Annotated in this window: 17 protein-coding genes; 8 read left to right on the top strand and 9 right to left on the bottom strand. The window is 70.5% G+C overall.

All coding sequences use genetic code 11. The annotated features are described in order from the left end of the window. The first annotated feature begins 72 nt into the window (after positions 1 to 72). Positions 73 to 420, top strand: a complete 348-nt coding sequence (locus tag AS029_RS07475; RefSeq protein ID WP_307334000.1) for a tryptophan synthase subunit alpha — start codon at positions 73 to 75, stop codon at positions 418 to 420. Positions 421 to 767: 347 nt separating this feature from the next. On the opposite strand, the gene trxA is transcribed toward AS029_RS07475, so the two are convergent. The 4 genes from trxA to AS029_RS07455 all read right to left on the bottom strand — a co-directional run bounded on the left by trxA (position 768) and on the right by AS029_RS07455 (position 6036). Then, positions 768 to 1091, bottom strand: a complete 324-nt coding sequence (trxA, locus tag AS029_RS07470; RefSeq protein ID WP_058231949.1) for a thioredoxin — start codon at positions 1089 to 1091, stop codon at positions 768 to 770. 61 nt (positions 1092 to 1152) lie between these two features. Then, positions 1153 to 2139, bottom strand: a complete 987-nt coding sequence (trxB, locus tag AS029_RS07465; protein ID WP_058231948.1) for a thioredoxin-disulfide reductase — start codon at positions 2137 to 2139, stop codon at positions 1153 to 1155. 73 nt (positions 2140 to 2212) lie between these two features. Further along, a complete protein-coding gene (gene murJ, locus AS029_RS07460; protein ID WP_058231947.1) occupies positions 2213 to 3835 on the bottom strand; it encodes a murein biosynthesis integral membrane protein MurJ in 1623 nt (540 codons plus the stop codon). Then, positions 3832 to 6036, bottom strand: a complete 2205-nt coding sequence (locus tag AS029_RS07455) for a DUF6049 family protein (protein WP_139168049.1) — start codon at positions 6034 to 6036, stop codon at positions 3832 to 3834. The genes murJ and AS029_RS07455 overlap by 4 nt, the downstream gene beginning before the upstream one ends. Before the next feature lie 106 nt (positions 6037 to 6142). Here AS029_RS07455 and AS029_RS07450 point away from each other — a divergent pair, with 106 nt between their 5' ends. Then, the gene (locus tag AS029_RS07450) at positions 6143 to 7654 is read left to right on the top strand and encodes a DUF7059 domain-containing protein (RefSeq protein ID WP_058231945.1); all 1512 of its coding nucleotides are present in this window, start codon (positions 6143 to 6145) and stop codon (positions 7652 to 7654) included. Positions 7655 to 7698: 44 nt separating this feature from the next. Beyond that, complete coding sequence (locus AS029_RS07445) at positions 7699 to 9126, top strand: CCA tRNA nucleotidyltransferase (protein WP_058231944.1); 1428 nt, start codon at positions 7699 to 7701, stop codon at positions 9124 to 9126. 165 nt (positions 9127 to 9291) lie between these two features. Here the strand turns inward: AS029_RS07445 and AS029_RS17560 are convergent, their stop codons facing one another. Beyond that, positions 9292 to 10416, bottom strand: a complete 1125-nt coding sequence (locus tag AS029_RS17560; RefSeq protein ID WP_058231943.1) for a hypothetical protein — start codon at positions 10414 to 10416, stop codon at positions 9292 to 9294. Next, positions 10413 to 10772 (bottom strand): PadR family transcriptional regulator, encoded by a 360-nt coding sequence (locus tag AS029_RS07435; RefSeq protein WP_058231942.1) that lies wholly within the window; start codon positions 10770 to 10772, stop codon positions 10413 to 10415. The genes AS029_RS17560 and AS029_RS07435 overlap by 4 nt, the downstream gene beginning before the upstream one ends. A gap of 143 nt (positions 10773 to 10915) precedes the next feature. Here AS029_RS07435 and AS029_RS07430 point away from each other — a divergent pair, with 143 nt between their 5' ends. The 5 genes from AS029_RS07430 (at position 10916) to AS029_RS07410 (ending at position 16060) form a co-directional block, all read left to right on the top strand. After that, positions 10916 to 11491, top strand: coding sequence for a hypothetical protein (locus AS029_RS07430; protein ID WP_228375903.1), 576 nt, complete (start codon positions 10916 to 10918; stop codon positions 11489 to 11491). 66 nt (positions 11492 to 11557) lie between these two features. Next, positions 11558 to 12871 carry a GAF domain-containing protein gene (locus AS029_RS07425; RefSeq protein ID WP_058231940.1) on the top strand — a complete coding sequence of 438 codons (1314 nt, stop codon included), beginning with the start codon at positions 11558 to 11560 and terminating at the stop codon, positions 12869 to 12871. 136 nt (positions 12872 to 13007) lie between these two features. After that, on the top strand, positions 13008 to 13532 hold the full coding sequence (locus AS029_RS07420) for a hypothetical protein (protein WP_058231939.1): 525 nt from the start codon (positions 13008 to 13010) through the stop codon (positions 13530 to 13532). A gap of 497 nt (positions 13533 to 14029) precedes the next feature. Beyond that, the gene (gene exaC, locus AS029_RS07415) at positions 14030 to 15580 is read left to right on the top strand and encodes an acetaldehyde dehydrogenase ExaC (protein WP_058231938.1); all 1551 of its coding nucleotides are present in this window, start codon (positions 14030 to 14032) and stop codon (positions 15578 to 15580) included. A gap of 87 nt (positions 15581 to 15667) precedes the next feature. Beyond that, a complete protein-coding gene (locus tag AS029_RS07410; RefSeq protein WP_058231937.1) occupies positions 15668 to 16060 on the top strand; it encodes a DUF779 domain-containing protein in 393 nt (130 codons plus the stop codon). A gap of 423 nt (positions 16061 to 16483) precedes the next feature. On the opposite strand, the gene AS029_RS07400 is transcribed toward AS029_RS07410, so the two are convergent. From AS029_RS07400 to AS029_RS07395, 3 genes are all read right to left on the bottom strand, one after another. Next, complete coding sequence (locus AS029_RS07400; RefSeq protein ID WP_139168048.1) at positions 16484 to 16894, bottom strand: hypothetical protein; 411 nt, start codon at positions 16892 to 16894, stop codon at positions 16484 to 16486. Positions 16895 to 17000: 106 nt separating this feature from the next. Next, complete coding sequence (locus AS029_RS17555; RefSeq protein ID WP_167345239.1) at positions 17001 to 17171, bottom strand: hypothetical protein; 171 nt, start codon at positions 17169 to 17171, stop codon at positions 17001 to 17003. Between the two features lie 94 nt (positions 17172 to 17265). Then, on the bottom strand, positions 17266 to 18096 hold the full coding sequence (locus AS029_RS07395; protein WP_058231934.1) for a class I SAM-dependent methyltransferase: 831 nt from the start codon (positions 18094 to 18096) through the stop codon (positions 17266 to 17268). Between the last annotated feature and the right edge of the window lie 129 nt (positions 18097 to 18225).

The following is an 18225-nucleotide window of genomic DNA, read 5'->3' as shown; positions in this document are numbered from 1 at the left end:
TCCGGAGACCGTCTCGCCAGCGGCGAACGGAAGTCGGGTCCGGGTGTCGGTGGGTCGACGTACCCTGGAATGGTGACAGCGAACGACGACACCACGCGCCGCCGCGCCAGCCTCGAGCTGCTGCGCGCCGAGGCGTCCGATGAGCTGGCCGTGCTGATCCACGAGCGTCTGCGCGGCGGTGAGGACCCCTGGGACTTCATGGAAGACCTGCCGAGCGTCGACGAACTGGTCGTTCTGACCCTTCGCGCCGAGAACATCGCGGAGAACGGCGGGCAGCGCCCGAACCGGTCGCGCAACTACCGCGTGCTCCGTCAGATCTCTCTCGACTATCCCCCGCTCACACGGGCTGTATGGCGCATTCTGGGCGACGAAGAGCCCCACCGGCGTTGGGACGCGAGTGTACGCCTCGACGCGTCCTGAGCGCGTCCAGCGCCTCTGAGAGGCGTCATCGCTCGACCCGGGAGCGGAGTGCGGCGAGGACAGCCCCGCAGATGCACGTGGGATGAGCGAGACCCAGAGCGCACCGTAGCGGGGCCGGCACTCGGAGACACACCCGGAACGACCAAGGCGCGGAGCGCAGCACGGCCCGGCGGGGGCGGCACCTGGGGGCACGCCCGCCCGAGCGAGGCCCGCTGAGCAGCGCAGGGCAGCGCGTGTCGCATCCGATAGCTAGGTCTGGACCGCGCCACAGCGCGGGGGCATCCGACGATGCGCTCGAGAACGGCAGAAGCCCCGAGTCACGGGGACTCGGGGCTTCTTGGAGTGTGTCAGCCGATGAACGGCGCGAGATCCTGCTCGAGAGCGAACTTCGGCTTCGCGCCGATGATCGTCGTCTTGACCTCGCCGCCCTGGAATACCTTCATCGCGGGGATCGAGGTGATCTGGTACTTCATCGCGAGGTCGGGGTTCTCGTCGACGTTCAGCTTGAGGACCGTGATCTTCCCGGCGTTCTCGTTCTGAATCTCGTCGAGCACGGGAGCGACCATGCGGCACGGGCCGCACCACTCGGCCCAGAAGTCCACGAGCACGGGGCCGTCAGCCTGCAGGACGTCCTGCTCGAACGTGGCGGAGGTCGTCGCCTTGGCAGTCATTGCATTTCTCCTTAGATGAAGCGTCAGTGAATGAAAACGCCGGTGAGCCCGGTTTTGTTCCTCAGACGACCGCGGCGTCGGGGAGGCCCTCGATCGGGCTCTCCGCCACCGCAGGCTCGCCGGCCTCGCCACGCGCGGCGAGGAAGTGCTCGACGTCGAGGGCGGCGACGGTGCCGCTGCCCGCGGCGGTGATGGCCTGACGGTAGGTGGGGTCGATCACGTCACCCGCGGCGAACACGCCCTCGACCGAGGTGCGCGACGAGCGGCCGTCGACCCAGATGGTGCCCTGGTCGGTCAGCTGCAGCTTGTCGTGCACGAGGTGCGTGCGCGGGTCGTTGCCGATGGCGACGAACAGGCCGTCGAGCGGCAGTTCGCGCGTCGTGTCGTCGACGGTCGAGCGCAGGCGCACACCATTGACGGCGTCATCACCGAGGATCTCGTCGACGGCGCTGTTCCAGATGAACTCGATCTTCGGGTTCGCGAAGGCGCGCTCCTGCATGATCTTCGACGCGCGAAGCGAGTCCTTGCGGTGGATGACGTAGACCTTCGACGCGAACTTGGTGAGGAAGTTCGCCTCTTCCATCGCCGAGTCACCGCCGCCGACGACGGCGATCGTGCGGTCGCGGAAGAAGAAGCCGTCGCACGTGGCGCACCACGAGACGCCGCGACCCGAGAGGCGCTCCTCGCCCTCGAGGCCGAGCTTGCGGTAGGCGGAGCCGGTGGCGTAGATGACCGAGACGGCCTCTTCGACCTTGCCGCTGCCGAGGGTGACGGTCTTGACCGGGCCGTCGAGCTGCAGCGACACGACGTCGTCGTAGAGCACCTCGGCACCGAAACGCTCGGCCTGCGCCTGCATCTTGGCCATGAGGTCAGGACCCTGGATGCCGTCGGGGAACCCGGGGAAGTTCTCGACCTCGGTGGTGTTCATGAGGTCTCCGCCGGCTTCGACGGAGCTCGCGACGACGAGGGGTGCGAGGTTGGCTCGGGCGGCGTAGATGGCGGCCGTGTACCCGGCCGGGCCCGATCCGATGATGATGACGTGACGCACGGTTGCGCCTTCCTCTCGTTGATTCCGTCGGATGAAACCCATGCTAGCCGTGGGGTATTCCGCGGCCGCCGGGCTAGCGCTTGGGGAGGAACCGTCGGCCGAGCGCGAGGGCCGGTTCGAGCTCCGGGGTGCGGAGCAGGGCCAGGATGCCGAGATAGACGGCGATCACGACGGAGCCGATGAGCGCGGCGGCCAGGGCGCCGGTCAGCTTGTCGCCGGCGATCCACCCGGTGGGGCCGCCGCACAGCAGCACGACGCCCCAGCCGGCGGCAGCGGCGGGAATGCCGACGAGGGCGAATCGCCCCAGCGGCAGGAGCCATTCCCCGACCCGGATGCCGCCCAGCCGGCGGTTCAGGATGACGGTGGCGATGATCACCTGCACGATGCTCGCCACGGACTGACCCAGGGCGACCGTGGCCGCGAGCTGGGTGACCTGGATCATGCCGGCATCCATCGACCAGGCGGCGGCGACGGCGGTGGCCGCCACGAGTCCGCCCTGGACGAGGGTGAAGAGGAACGGCGTGCGGGTGTCGTTGTAGGCGTAGAACGTGCGCTGGATGACGAACAGCACCGCGAGCGGCAGGAGGCAGACGAGGAAGCACAGCAGCAGGGGCGCGGCGGCGAGAGCCTCATCGGGGTGGTTCGTGAAGATGCGCGTCGCCGGCACCGAGGCGACGGCGAGGGCCGCCGTGGCGGCGACGATGAACATCCCCAGCACGCGGATGCTGCGGACGATGTCAGTCTTCACCTCGTCGTCGCGCCCGGCCGCGGCGTGCTCGCTGAGCTGCGTGAAGTACGGGGTTCCGATCGACAGCACGATGATGGAGTACGGGAGCATGAACACCAGCCACGCGTTCTGCGTGGCGATGATCGAGGGTCCGTCGCCGGTCGCTTCCGACAGCACGCGCGACTGCACGAGGCCCGCGACCTGGCCGACGATGACCATGAGGAACGTCCACCCCGCGAGACGGCCGATGTGACGCAGGCCCACGCCTCTCCAGTGGAAGTCCGGACGCAGCTGCAGACCGGCGCGACGCCAGAACACCAGCAGCACGAGCGTCTGCACGACGATGCCCCCGGTGGCGATGCCGCCGAGGAGTCCGATCATCGTGGGCGTCCACTGGACGATGTCGGGGCTGGGACCTCCGAAGAGCAGCAGGAAGACGCCGAAACCGATGACCGATACGACATTGTTGACGATCGGTGCCCACGTGTACGGGCCGAACACCCGCCGGGCGTTCAGGATCTCGCCGAGCAGCGCGAAGAGACCGTAGAAGAACACCTGCGGCAGGCACCAGTAAGCGAATGCAGTGGCGAGGGCGATCTGGTCGGGTCGGAAGTCGTCGGGGTTGACGTACACCTGAACGATGACGGGCGCCGCGATCATCGCGAGGGCGGTCGCGGCGAGGAGGATCACCGTGCCCAGCGTGAACAGCTTCGACACGAACGCCCGCCCGCCGTCGGCGTGCGCGGCGGCCTTGACGATCTGCGGCACGATCACGGCCGTCAGCACGCCGGTCGAGATGACCGTGTAGATGTTGTTGGGCAGCTGATTGGCCAGACCGAATGCGTCGCCCGCCTTGCTGGCGACCGTGCCGACGATCGCGGCGAGCATGATGGTGCGCAGCAGCCCGCTCACACGCGACACGATCGTGCCCGCCCCGATGAGCACGCTGGCCCGTCCGATACTGCTCACGGGCGTGTCTCCTGCTCGGTGGGGGGTGAAGCGATGGCGTCTTCGGTGTCGGCCTCGGCGGGACCGCGCCCGTCGGCATCCGGATCCTTGACGCCGATGCCGTCGGCGGGGGTATCGGAATCCGGAACCGCGGAGGACTCCTCTTCGGCCCGCACGCGCCGACGGCGAGCGACCGTGCGCACGACACCGAGGCTGAGGAAGCCCACGACGAGCACGACGATGACGATGAGCCCGATGCTCTCCCACTCGGCGCGCACTTCGACATCGACCCGCTGGGGCGTACCGACCGGCTGATCGGTGGGGCTGTACAGCTGCAGGTCGACGCTGACCTCGCCGTTGGCGATGCGGGCTTCGACGGGCACCTCGACACGCGTGTTCGCCGCGGCCTGCGCCTCGATGGTCGTGCGGTCCTGCACGCGCAGACGCGCATCGTTCGTGCGGACCGTGAGCACGACGGTCACCGGCCAGGGCAGGTCGTTGCGCACCCAGGGACGCAGCGGCGCGCTGGAGCTGACCAGGCGGAAGTCTGACGAGAGGATGCCGACGGAGTCCAGCGTCGTCTGCGTGCCGGCGCGATGGTCGGTGACGGCCTTGCGGGCGGCATCCCCCGTCCACGAGACGTTGATGACCTGCAGCAGCTCGGCGCGTTCGCGGCCGGTGAGCAGCTCCGGCTGGTCGAGGATCGTGGCGAAGCGGTCGACGTCCTGCTCGTCGGCCATCAGGTCGCCTACTTCCGCCACGCGGGCGGAATCGACGGTTGGTGCGGCGAGGGAGATCTCGGATGCCGGCCGGCTCGCCACCTCGGCGAGCGTCGAGGTCGTGAAGCCCGGTGCGGTGGAGAGCAGGCCAAGGGTGGCGCGCAGGCTCACGCGCGACCGGTCGGTTCCGCGGTCGAGCACCGCGAGCACGGGCTGGTCGCCGGCGGTGGCCCGGGCGACCGCCAGGTATCCCTGCGCGGCGGCGAGGGAGGCGCTGCGGCGGGTCGTGTCGTTCTGTCCGGCGGCGTCGGCGAGGACGCGCGACACCTCGGCGTCGTACACCGGGGTCGACACCCCTCCGACGGCACCGGCTGCAGGACGCGACCCGGTGACGCTCGTAGAGGCCACGAGCACGCGTGTGGGCTCCTCGGCCGTGCCCAGGGCGCCGAGCGACGCGACCGTCTCGGATCCGGCGGAACCCGTGGCCGGCCAGAAGACGTTCGGTGTCGCCGTGCCGATTTCGAGCAGCGCGGACAGCGAGGGGAAGCTCGGTTGCCCGGGGCTCGTCGAGGGCGTCGGTTCGGGGCTCGAGACCGCCGTGGCCGGGCGCGTGAAATCGGCCTCCGACATGTAGGACTGCAGCGAGGTCGGACCCATCGGCGCCGTCAGGCCCGCCTGCAGCTGGGAGGCGACGTCGGAGTCGCCGAACTGCAGGGCGAAGCGGTCGTTCGACAGCGAGAGCAGACGCTGCAGCCAGGCGACCGCCGTCGGGGGAGCAGCCGAGCCGAGCACGCGGATGGCGGCCGGAATGGCGGGATCGACGGCGAGGGTGGCGGTCGTTCCGTCGACCGCGTCGAGCTGCGCCGACAGCGCCCCGTCGACCGCGGTGAGCTCGGCCAGTTCGTTGCCGGTGAGCAGACCGCGCGTCATCGGCGCCGCCGTGATGGGGACGACGAGCGCGATCGGGGTCGCGGCGCCGTCGGAGGGGACCACGACGACGCTGGATGCCGTCAGGGTCCCCGCCGTCACCAGCACCGGGTAGACCCCGGCTCCGCGCCCGTTCAGAGCGGGGTCGGTCGCTGCGACGGTCAGCGTGGTCGAGGTCTGCGCGCCGGAGGCGGTGGCATCCGCTGCTCCGGTGGCGACCTGCTGCATCGTCTGACCCGCCGTGTCGCCGCCGAGCCACCGGTCGAGGGCGCCGTCGTCGGGGAGCGCCGCCGAACCGATCGAGAGGGTGAGGGGCGTGTTCGCCACGGCCGAAGACCCCGCGGCCAGCGTCACCACGACCGAGAGGGAGTCGCCGGGGCGCAGGATGCCGTTCGCCGCGGGCGCCGCCGAGAGCGAGGCCGCCTGCACCGACGGCGAGGGACTGGCGGTCGCGGCGACGGCGGCAGCCGACGGCAGTGACACGCCGAGTGCCAGAGCTCCGGCGGCGAGGGTCGCCAGGAGCCGGCGCGCGAAGGGGCGCCGCAGCACGGGTGAGCCCGAAGGCGGGGAAGTCACGGTCATACGAGCGTCGGTGGCACGAGGGGGCCTCGCATCGCGACGAGTCTAGGCCCGCCTCCCTTCACGCCCGCCGATAGCCTCGCGCAGACGGTTGAATGGACCGGTGCTCCCCGAACCCGAACCCCGCCTCTGCCACGCGCTCGCCGACGACCTCCGCAGCGCGGGCTACACGAGCGCCGCGCTCCGCGATGCGTGGGGAGAGCAGGCCGACGACGCCCTCGCACGGGGGCTGCGCCGCCCGGCGGAGCGCGCCCTGGAAGGCCGGGGCGACCCCCTCGCGGTGCTGGGGAGGCTGTGGGGTCTCGGTTTCGCCGTCTCCCGCGACGAGCTCGCGTCGGCGCTTCCCGCGCTGGGCGTCGACGGGGCGGTCGGCCTGGGCCTCGCGCGCGTCGAGGGCGATGACGTGCAGCCGGCCGTGCTCGTGCGGCCGCAGGCGTTCTCCGACGAGGCGGGCGACGTCGAGTGGTGGATCGCGAGCGATCTCGACGAGGCGGCGCTGCAGGGGCCGCTCCCGGAGGATCACGTGCTCGGCGTGGGCGGAGCCTCGCAGACCCTCGCCCGCCTGCAGCTCACCCGCCGCGCCGGCACCGCCCTCGACGTCGGCACGGGCTGCGGCATCCAGGCCCTTCGCCTGCGCAGACTCGTCGACCACGTCGTCGCGACCGACATCTCGGAGCGTGCTCTGCGCTTCACCCGGCTGAACGCCCTCGTCAACGACATCGACGGCATCGAGACGCGGCACGGTTCGCTGTTCGAGCCGGTCGCGGGCGAGACGTTCGACCGGGTGGCATCCAACCCCCCGTTCGTCATCACGCCGCGCGTCGAGGGGGTGCCGTCGTACGAGTACCGCGACGGCGGACTCGAGGGCGACGCTCTCGTGGCTGCGGTCATCTCGGGCGTCGGGGAGCGCCTCTCCCCCGGTGGTGTCGCGCAGTCGCTCGGCAACTGGGAGTACCGCGAGGGCGAGTCGGGGCTCGACCGCGTGCGCGCGTGGGTCGGCGACGCGATCGACGCATGGGTGATCGAACGCGAGGTCCTCGACCCGTTGGCCTACGCCGAGCTGTGGGTGCGCGACGGAGGCACCGTTCCCGGCACGCCCGCCTACGCGCGGCTCATCGACGCGTGGCTGGAGGACTTCGCCCGCCGGGGCGTCACGGGTGTCGGCTTCGGATACGTGCTGCTGCGCAAGCCCCTGGCCGGCGGCCCCACCCTCGCGCGGTACGAGCGCGTCGCGGGAGGCGGAGAGGCCGGGTTCGGACCGCACCTGGCCGCCTGCCTCGCCGCCCACGATCGCGCGGCGCTGCTCGACGACGACGATCTCGCGGCCAGCGTGCTGCAGGTCGCGCCCGATGTGACCGAGGCGCGGCACCATCGCCCGGGCGAGGAGGATCCGTCGGTCATCGAGCTGCACCAGGGCGGCGGATTCGCGCGGCGCGTGGAGGTCGATCCGGCGCTCGCGGCGCTCGTGGGCGCGTGCGACGGCGACCTGGCCGTGGGACCGCTCGTCGACGCGATCGCGCAGTTGATGGAAGTGGATGCCGCGCATCTCCGCGCCGACCTGCTCCCCCGGGTGCGCGAGTTGCTGGTGACGGGCTTCCTGGGGTTCGCGGACTGACGACCGACGAAGGGCTGTCGGCGCCCCCGGATAGGCTCGGAGGCATGCTGAACATGGCCGAGGGTCTCGCGCGCCTCGAGGAGCTCGCCGCGCACCCCGTCGTCGCCACCGTCGCCCGCGCCTTCGCCGAAGCGGGGCGTGATCTGGCGATCGTCGGCGGTCCCGTCCGTGATGCGCTGCTGGGCCGCACCACTCACGACTTCGATTTCACGACCGACGCGCGTCCCGACGAGATCCTCGCGCTGGTGAAGCCGATCTCTTCGGTGCAGTGGGACGTCGGTCGCGCCTTCGGCACCATCGGCGCCCGCGTGAAGGGCGAGCAGGTCGAGATCACGACGTTCCGCGCCGACAGCTACGACGGCGTGACGCGCAAGCCCACCGTCGAGTTCGGCGACACGCTCGAGGCCGACCTCAGCCGGCGCGACTTCACCGTCAACGCCATGGCGCTTCGCGTGCCCGCGCGCACGCTCGTCGACCCCACCGGCGGCGTCGAAGACCTCGTCGCCGGGCGCCTGCGCACCCCCATCGACCCGGCCATCAGCTTCGGCGACGACCCGCTGCGCATGCTGCGCGCGGCGCGCTTCTCGTCGCAGCTCGACTTCGCCGTCGACCCCGACACCCTCGACGCGATCGTGCAGCTGCGCGGCTCGCTCGGCATCGTCAGCCCGGAGCGCGTGCAGGCCGAGCTGGTGCGCCTGCTGCAGACCGACGACCCGGTCCGCGGCATCCGGGTGCTCGTCGAGACGGGCCTCATCGAGGAGTTCCTCCCCGAGGTGCCCGCCCTGCGGCTCGAGGTCGACGAGCACCACCACCACAAAGACGTCTACGAGCACTCCCTCACGGTGCTGCGGCAGGCGATCGCGCTCGAGAAGAGCCGGCATCCGGATGCCGCGCCCGACGTGCCCCTGCGCCTGGCCGCGCTGCTGCACGACATCGGCAAGCCCGCCACGAGGCGCCTCGAAGACGGCGGCGGTGTGACGTTCCACCACCACGACATCAAGGGCGCGCGCATGGCCCGCAAGCGCCTGCAGGCGCTGCGGTTCGACGCCGCGACGACGACGGTCGTGTCGCGTCTGGTCGAGCTGCACCTGCGGTTCTTCGGCTACGCCGAGGGCGCCTGGACCGATGCCGCCGTGCGCCGCTACGTGCGCGACGCGGGCGACGAGCTGGAGCGCCTGCACATCCTCACCCGGGCCGATGTGACCACGCGCAACAAGCGCAAGGCGCAGCGCCTGGCATCCGCTTATGACGACATCGAGGCCCGCATCGCCGCCCTGCGCGAGCAGGAGGAGATCGACGCGATCCGGCCCGAGCTCGACGGCAACCGCATCCAGGAGGTGCTGGGGCTGAAGCCCGGCCGCGAGGTGGGCGAGGCTTACCGCTTCTTGCTCGACCTGCGCCTCGACGAGGGCGTGGTCGGCGAAGACGAGGCCGAGAGGCGCCTGCGGGAGTGGTGGGCGGCGCGCGGCTGAGGGCGAGGCGGCCGCGGGGTGGTGAGCGTTCGGGGCGTGAGACGGCCCCCACGCCGCATCACGCCCCGAACGGGTCTTACTCCCTCTGGTCCTCTGGTGGACCCGCGGCCAGCGCGGCCGTCACGAGGTGGGTGAGGTCGATGCTCACGATGCGGGGCTCCTCGTTCACGGGGTCACCGCCCCGTCGGGGGTCGGTGCGACGGTCTCGGCCGCAGAAGGCGTCGGCGTCGGGGTCGCGGGGTCTCCTGCGGCGGCATCCGTCGAGGGGGCGCGTGACGGCGCGACGTCCGCGGGCAGGGGCTGGACTCGTTCGAAGGGGAACGTCGACGGCTTCGCATTCGCCATATCCGCCACGCTGTCCCATGTGCTCGATCCGGCGGGGATCTCGCGCAACGGGTAGACGTTCCAGGCGTCATTTCCGCCGGGGATCAGGTAGGGAACCGGCACCGGCCCCCCGCCGCCGTAGAAGTAGGGGTCGACGGGCGCCCCGTCCACGTCCCGACCCACCGTTGTGAGCGCGTTGCCGTCCTGGTCGAACAACTGCACGGCGGGAATCGGATTGCCATCGGCGTCGAAGGCGTAGATGTTGCGCACGCGCTGACCGTCGACGGAGAGGCCGGGAGGAAGGTAGGTCTCGGGAACCTCGCTCCCCCGCGACCACAGCTGCGAGAGGGCCGACGAGTACAGCCCGAACAGAATCGGCAGGATCAGGATCGTCCCGATCGTCGCCGCCGTGCCCAGGCCGCGCCACGGCAGCCAACGACCCCGTCCCCACTGCACGCTCAGAAGCAGCAGCCCGATCAGCACGAGCCAGGCCCCGACGTTGCTGTTGAGGACGAGGACAGCTCCGAGCAATCCGTTGTAGGTGCGGGAGGGGACGGCCGCGAGAAGAATGGCGTAGCCGGCGAAGTACCAGGCGATTCCCCGTGCGAGCCACCACACAGGGCGCAGCGTCGCCGCCAGGTCGAGCACCCACACAGCGGCGGGGTTCTTCCGCACGGCGGCGCCCGTCTCGCGCCAGCCGTCGCGCACGATCTGCAGGACGGGGATCCGCGTGCCACCGGTCTGCGGACGGCGCTCCGGGAGCCCCGCGGCCGCGCGCAGTTCGGCGGCGTAGGTCGTGGCATCCGGAAGCTCGAAGGCATCGCCCGCTTCGGCGGCCTGATCGGCCAGATCGGCCTCGAGACCGTCGAGCAGGTCGTCGACCTCGTCGGCCGGCAGGTCGTCGAGGTGCGTGCGCACCGCGGCGGCGAAGACGCGGATGTCGTCGCGAACGGGCGTGGTGATCATCGGGCGTCTCCGATCGTGCGCAGCTTCTTCGTGTGAGTGGTGTCGTCGAGCAGGGTCGTCATGGCCGCCGAGAAGTGCGACCAGCTCGCACGCTGCGCGTCGAGCAGCTCGCGGCCCTGCGGATTGATGGCGTAGTACTTGCGGTGCGGTCCCCCGTCGCTGGGCACGACGTAGCTCGACAGCGCGCCCGCCGAGTACAGGCGCCGGAGCGTTCCGTACACCGATGCGTCGCCGACCTCGCCGAGCCCCGCATCGCGCAGTCGCCGCACGATGTCGTACCCGTACCCGTCGTCGTGCTGCACGACCGCGAGCACGGCGGCATCCAGCACCCCTTTCAACAGCTGCGTCGTATCCACGCGGCCCCCTTCGCTTGTCTGCCTCGGACAGTACCACGCAGTGCGCGGTAGTGTGGAGAGCGGGAGTGTGGCGCGGCAACGGCCGAGGGGGATGACCTCGCACCCCGTGGCGCCCACCTCCGCCGATCGGGCATCGTGGAACGGTGGATGCCACGAACTGCGTCTTTCACGCGCGCGTCGCCCTCGCCCCGGGAACGGACTCTTTGATGCCGGCGAGCGCCCTGGCCGACGTCGACGCCGCGGCCTCCCGCGCCGCGCTGGCGAAGTACGACGACACCCCGGAGCGCCGTCGGCTGCGCGACACCGTGGTTCCCGGGCTCGGGCGCTCATGGACGGAGGTCGTGTTCCTGTCTCCGGTCCACCCGCACGCGGTGTGGCGCGCGTGGCGTGAGATCACGGGCCGTGAGCGGGCTCCGATGGACTTCTGGGCGATCCCCGCAGACGACCTGCCCGTCGGAACCGTCGTTCTGGATCGCACGTCGACGCGAACCGGTGAGCCGATCGACCCCCGGGAGGTCACGCCGTTCGTGCCGTCGGGTCACCGTGCGGCGCTGTCGACGACGGCCGCGAACCGATCCTGGCTGGAGGACTGCGCGCGCCGAAAGGTCAGCGGCGCCTGGTTCCACGGCATCCCGCATGTCCTCGCGCCCGGGGCGGTGCCGCTGAGGCGGGCGCGGGTCATCTCGTGGAGCGATCCGCCGGAACGGAGCGCGCGTTGACCCCTCCCGCTCGACAGCGGCGCGACCTACACTGAAACCTCCTCCGTCACCGCCGATGGGAGTGCCGTGCCCTCTCCGTGGTCGCGACCGACCGTCTCCCCCGAGACATCGGGGTTGCTGATCGCGCGTGCGCACGAAGAACTCATCGCCGGCAACGACGACCGTCGGCTCGACGACGTGCGGGCCCTGGTCAAGGACTCGTGGCGCAGGTCGCTGGCATCCCTCGTCGGACCCGAAGGCCTGCCCTCGCTCGATCTCGCGAGTGACGAGCTCGAGGCGTATCGCCGGGCGCACCCGCTCGCCGGGGTGATGGACATGATCCGCGCGTTGCTGCTTCCCGGCACGGCCGAGGAGTCGGGCGTCGTCGTGGCCGTCGGCGACGCGGCCGGACGCCTGCTGTGGGTCGAGGGCGACCGGCACATCCGCGCGCTGACCGGCGACATGGGCTTCGTCGCGGGAGCGAACTGGGCCGAGGATGCCGTGGGAACCTCCGCCCCGGGAACTGCGCTGACCCTCGACCGCTCGGTGCAGATCCGCGGAGCCGAGCACTTCAACCGGCTTGTGCAGCCCTGGTCGTGCACCGCCGCACCCGTGCACGACCCCGAGACGCGTCGACTGCTCGGCGTGATCGACGTCACGGGAGGGCCCGAGGCCGTGACACCCCAGGCCCAATTGCTGGTGGATGCCACGGCTCGGGCGATCGAGAGCGAGATCCTCGTCGCGCGACTGCGTGCGCAGCAGGCTCCGCCGCCGAAGCGCTCGACGCCGTCACGGGCCGTTCTACGAGTGCTCGCACGGGACCGGGCCGTGCTGGAAGCCGGAGGCGCGACGGCCGAACTCAGCGCCCGGCACGCGGAGATCCTCCTGCTGCTCGCCGTGCACCGCGAGGGACTCTCGGCCGAGGCGCTGAGCGAGGCCGTCTACGGCCATGCCGCCGTCGAGACGCTGCGTCCGGAGATGGTGCGCCTGCGCCGCGCACTGGTGCCGATCGCGCCGCGTCTTGTCCCGGCATCCCGGCCGTATCGCCTGCCCGACGGACTCGAGACCGACGCGCAGCACGTGCTGTCGCTGCTCGACCGCGGGGCGCACCGGGTGGCGCTCGCGGCTTACGCGGGGCCCGTGCTGCCCGAATCCGACGCGCCGGGCGTGGCCGAGGTGCGCGAGTCGGTGCGCTCCGCCCTGCGCGAGGCGCTCATCGCCGAGGCGGGGGTCGACGTGCTGCTCGCGTACGCCGACATCGCCGACGCCCGTGACGACGAAGAGGTGCTGCGGCTGTGCCTGCGCATGCTGCCGGCGCGATCGCCGAAGCGCGCGGGTCTCGTCGCGCGGCTGGAGCGGCTGGAGCGGCTGGAGCGTCTGGAGCGTCTCGAGCGGGAGTAGGTGCGTGCGGCGCGGATTCGCGGGGGCTCGCGGGGTGACAGTGGGGGCGCGGGCGCTTCGCCGCGGGCCGGGGCATGGCCGGCCGCGACGCGCCGCATCGAGTGCCGATGTCGGAGGCCCTCGTTACGCTGAACATATGGACGAAAAAGCGCTCGACATCTTCTCGGCAGCTCGTGCCCGTCGCGACGTGGGGCGTATTCGCGAGGCGCTGGCTGAGGTGAAGGCGGGCGACGTCGCCCGGGTCATCGTCCGCTCGCCCCGTTACGGTCTGTACGCGCTCGAGGGCACGGTTCGTATCGGCGTCGGCGGGCAGCCGCTCGTCGGCGACGTCATCTTGGCGACGAGTTCCGAGATCCAGCGCATCGACCTCGGCATCGACCCGCCGCAGCCCGCGCTCGACGCCGATGTCGTCGATCCGTCGACGCTCCCGCACGGCACTCCCGTGCGCGTGACCTTTCTGACGCCCACGCACCAGACCTTCGCGCTCACCGGGCCCATCACCGCCGGCAACGACCGCTTCCTCCTCGTCGGCAGCTGGATCGTCGCAGACGACCGTGCCATCGCCCCGCGCGTGCAGAGCATCGAACGCCTCGACGACGTCGACCTGCACGAAGTCAACGTGCCGCCGCTGCGGTCGGTCCTCGCCGACGCAGACGCGTAGTCCGTCGCGGCGCGGCGCGGCGCGTCGCGTCGTCGCGGCACCTGGCCGTCGTGCGTTCGTTGCGCCCGGCCGTCGCGGCGCCCTGGGGTTGCTGGAGCGTCGCGGTCGCGTATCCGTGCACCGCGTCGTCGCGACGTCTTGCGGTCTCGTGTCCGTTGCGCCCAGTCGGTGGCCCGGACGGCCGCGCGTCTCGTCTGAGCCTGCCCTCGCCGAGGACCCACCCGTTCGCCGAGGACGCACCCGTTCGCCGAGGACGCATCCGCTCGCCGAGGACGCATCCGCTCGACGAGGACGCACCCGCTGGAGGCCAAACGCGTGCGGCGTCGGCGAACGAATGCGTCTTCGCCGCACACCCGCCCCGCGTACCGCGCGCGCACCGCCCACTCCGCACACCATCCCGCCTGCGGTGCAACCCGATGCAACCTTCCGCGGCGTACCGTCGGCGCATCGCCGCCCGGAGCCTGCGCGGCGACTCATGACCGTCGAAGGAGACACGCATGACCATCGTCGAAGAAGGCGTCTCGAGCGTCTATGCCGCACCCGGCACCCGCGGATCCGTCGCCGAGTACCGCTCGCGGTACGGGCACTACATCGGCGGTGAGTGGGTCGAGCCGCACAGCGGCGAGTACTTCGAGAACATCACCCCCGTCACCGGCAAGCCGTTCTGCGAGGTCGCACGCGGCGATGCGCACGACATCGACCGAGCCGTGGATGCCGCGTGGAAGGCGTTCGCGACCTGGAAGACGACCACGCCCGCCGAGCGCAGCGTCATCCTGAACAAGATCGCCGACCGCATCGAGCAGAACCTCGAGAAGATCGCCGTGGCCGAGACGTGGGAGAACGGCAAGCCCGTGCGCGAGACGCTGGCGGCCGACATCCCGCTGACCGTCGACCACTTCCGCTATTTCGCCGGTGTGCTGCGCGCGCAAGAGGGCTCGCTCAGCCAGCTCGACGAGAACACCGTGGCCTACCACTTCAACGAGCCGCTCGGCGTCGTCGGGCAGATCATCCCGTGGAACTTCCCCATTCTCATGGCGGCATGGAAGCTCGCGCCGGCCCTCGCGGCGGGCAACTGCGTCGTGATCAAACCGGCGGAGCAGACGCCGGCATCCCTGCTGTTCCTGTTCGACATCATCGGCGACCTGCTCCCCGCGGGTGTGGTCAACATCGTCAACGGCTTCGGCATCGAGGCGGGGGCGCCCCTCGCTCAGCACAAGCGGATCCGCAAGATCGCCTTCACGGGTGAGACCACGACCGGCCGCCTGATCATGCAGTACGCGTCGCAGAACCTCATCCCGGTGACGCTCGAGCTCGGCGGCAAGAGCCCCAACGTGTTCTTCGAAGACGTCGCCCTGCGCAGCGATGACGCCTACTACGACAAGGCGCTCGAGGGCTTCACGATGTTCGCGCTCAACCAGGGCGAGGTCTGCACATGCCCCTCGCGGTCGCTGATCCAGCGATCGATCTACGACCAGTTCCTCGGCGACGGCCTCGAGCGCGTGAAGAAGGTGCGCCAGGGCAACCCGCTCGACCCCGAGACGATGATCGGTGCGCAGGCCTCGAATGACCAGCTCGAGAAGATCCTGTCGTACATCGACATCGGCAAAGCCGGCGGCGCGAAGCTGCTCACGGGCGGTGAGCGGGTCGACCTCGGCGGCGACCTGACGGGCGGCTACTACGTCGCACCGACCGTGTTCGAGGGCACCAACGACATGCGCATCTTCCAGGAGGAGATCTTCGGGCCGGTGCTCTCGGTCACGTCGTTCGACGACTTCGACGACGCCATCGCGATCGCCAACGACACGCTTTACGGCCTCGGCGCCGGCGTCTGGAGCCGCAGCGGCGACACCGCCTACCGCGCGGGACGGGCCATCGAGGCCGGACGCGTGTGGACGAACACGTACCACCAGTACCCGGCGCACGCCGCGTTCGGCGGGTACAAGCAGTCGGGCATCGGCCGCGAGAACCACCTCAAGATGCTCGACCACTACCAGCAGACGAAGAACCTGCTCGTGTCGTATGCCGATGGGGCCATGGGCTTCTTCTGAGTCGGACCGCGACCGCGTTGTCGCATCACGCGGCCCCCGGGTTTCGGCTCGGGGGTCGCCCCCATTCCGCTTCGAGGAGATGAACGGATGCCAGAACTCTCTCGCGTCGATGTGACGGATGCCGCGGCCGCGCTCCTGCGTGAACTCACGGCGAAGCACGGGCCGCTGATGTTTCACCAATCGGGCGGCTGCTGCGACGGCAGCTCGCCCATGTGTTACCCGGTCGGCATGTTCCTGACCGGCCCGAGCGACGTGCGCCTCGGCTCGATCGAGGTCGGGTTGGATGACCCCATCGAGGTGTACATGTCGGAGTCGCAGTTCGAGTACTGGAAGTTCACGCACCTGACCATCGACGTCGTGCCCGGCCGCGGAGCCGGGTTCTCGGTCGAGGGGCCGACGGGCATGCGCTTCCTCATCCGCTCCCGGATGCTCACGCAGGAGGAGGCGGCGGCGTTCGGGGTGCAGCCGGTTCGCGAATGAGGCTTGCGCGCCACCGCCGGTCTCTTATCCACGAGGCGAGGGCGAAGGTGATCACGAGCACCGGGATGGAGAGCACCGCGTCGGGCGCCAGATTTGCGGTCACAAAGCCCGTGAGCACGACCGAAACTACGGCCACCCACCGGGTGGCGGGCCGCAGCGGGTCGATGAGGAAGCCCCACCCGGCGCCGGTGAGAGCCAGGTAGACCGTCACGACAACGGTCAGGTCGAACGTGTTCCACACAGCGCCGTCCTCTCGAGATCGAAGGAATCAGCGTTCCACGACCGGTCGGAGGAGCCGCGCTTTCGTCACCCTGAGGGGCGACAACTTCATCTCGTCACGCTCTCGTCGCCGTCGCGATCCCGGTGATCATTCCCGCGGCGACCCTGACACGGAGAAGGTTCTCGCGACTAGCGGTCACGCCATCACGGTGCGGGCGGGGGCGGCGTCGGAAGGCCGTCGTAGTAGGCGAACGGGTCGCCGGGGACGCAGATTCCGCCAAGGCTGATGGCGTACGTGGGGGATGTTGCGAAAGAGATCGCGTTTACCGGTCCGCCGGAGCCGAATACGACGATGACCGGGTCGGTGACGACGCGCGACTGGATGCCGAGGGTGTCCCAATAGTCAACGACCCGCTGAGCGTCGGCTGCTGGGTCAGTATTCTCGGGCTGAGCGTACGCGCCGTGGCCGAAGGTGACGCCGTCTTCGTCGGCGACCTTGCAGCCCTGCGGAAGGGGTTGCCCCTCGGCGTCAGGTATCCACCCGGTGATGCCGGAGGCCCTCATCGTGCCGTAGAGGACACTCATGGTCTGGTCGCGCGCCTGCTCGGGGGTCATGTGTTCTGTTTCCTCTCGAGTGCAGCCGACCAGGAGCAAGCCACTCACCGCCACGAGCGCCATCACGCCCAGATATCGCGGGCTCACAGGCCGATTCCGGGTGCGTTCATGGGCGGGTTTGGGAACCTGCGGCGCCTGATCCGTCACCACGGAATGCAGACGCGGCGTCGTCGACCGCGGTCAGCGTTCGGCTGACCTCGGAGACCACGTCGTCGAAATGCACGGCGACCGACGACAAGATGGCCGCCACGCCGGCGGAATCCACGGAGTAGCGCATCCGCCGAATCTAGGCATGTCGGCCGCTCGGCCGGGGTGGGGTGTGGATAACCGCACCCGTTCTCACGACGTGAGTCACCCGCGCCGAGCTGAAATTAGTGCGGCTTCGACGCGCGGATCGTGTAGCTCAGCGGCATGACCGAGGGCTGCTGCGTCAGCGCGTACTCGCCGTCGGGGCGCTGGGTCATGCGGCCGGGGAGCGCCTCCCACGGAACGCTGTCGTGCTCGACGAGCGTGTCGAGGCGCAGGCCGCGGTCGAGCAGGGCGGTGACGATCTCGCCGAGACCGTGATTCCACTCGTACGTGCGCGTCGCGGTGATCGGTGCCGCGACCTCGACGTAGGTGCCGGCGTCATCCCACTCGAGCGGCACCGACTGCTCGAAGTACGGGAACGTCAGCGCGAGGCCGGGCAGCTCTTCGTTCAGAGACCACAGCACGGGGTGCCCCTCGCGGATGTGCAGCGTGCCGCCGGGCGCCAGCATGTCGGCCACGACACCCGCCCAGTCGGTGATCGACGGCAGCCAGCACAGCGCGCCGATGCCGGTGTAGACGAGGTCGAAGGTTCCGCGGGGCAGGACGCTCGCGGCATCCCGCACATCCGCCTGCACGAAGTCGACCTCGGCACCGGCCTCGGCGGCCAGACGGCGGGCCTCGGCGACGGCGTTCTCGGAGAAGTCGAGGCCGGTCACACGGGCGCCCAGGCGCGCGAGCGACAGGGTGTCGGTGCCGATGTGGCATTGCAGATGCACCGCGCGCCGACCCGTGATGTCGCCGAGCAGGGGCAGGTCGAAGCGCACGACGTCCGATAGCGCCCCCGGGTCGGCGACGTACCGCTGCACGCCGTACCCCGAGCCGTCGCGTGCCGCGTGCAGGGTGGCACGCTGATCCCAGTTGGCGCGGTTGGCGTCGATGTAGTCGGAGGTCATGGCATCCCTTCCTGCGGGCAGAGCCTTGCAACGATACAGATTCCGGATGCCATGCACCCCTGCCGGAGCGCGGGTGTCGTCTCGTGACGCGCTGTTCATCGCGATGTCGGAGGGGCGCGTTAGCCTGGC

It is taken from the genome of Microbacterium enclense, from assembly GCF_001456955.1.
Lineage (GTDB): Bacteria > Actinomycetota > Actinomycetes > Actinomycetales > Microbacteriaceae > Microbacterium > Microbacterium enclense.
This window is presented reverse-complemented; position numbering and strand designations above follow the sequence as displayed.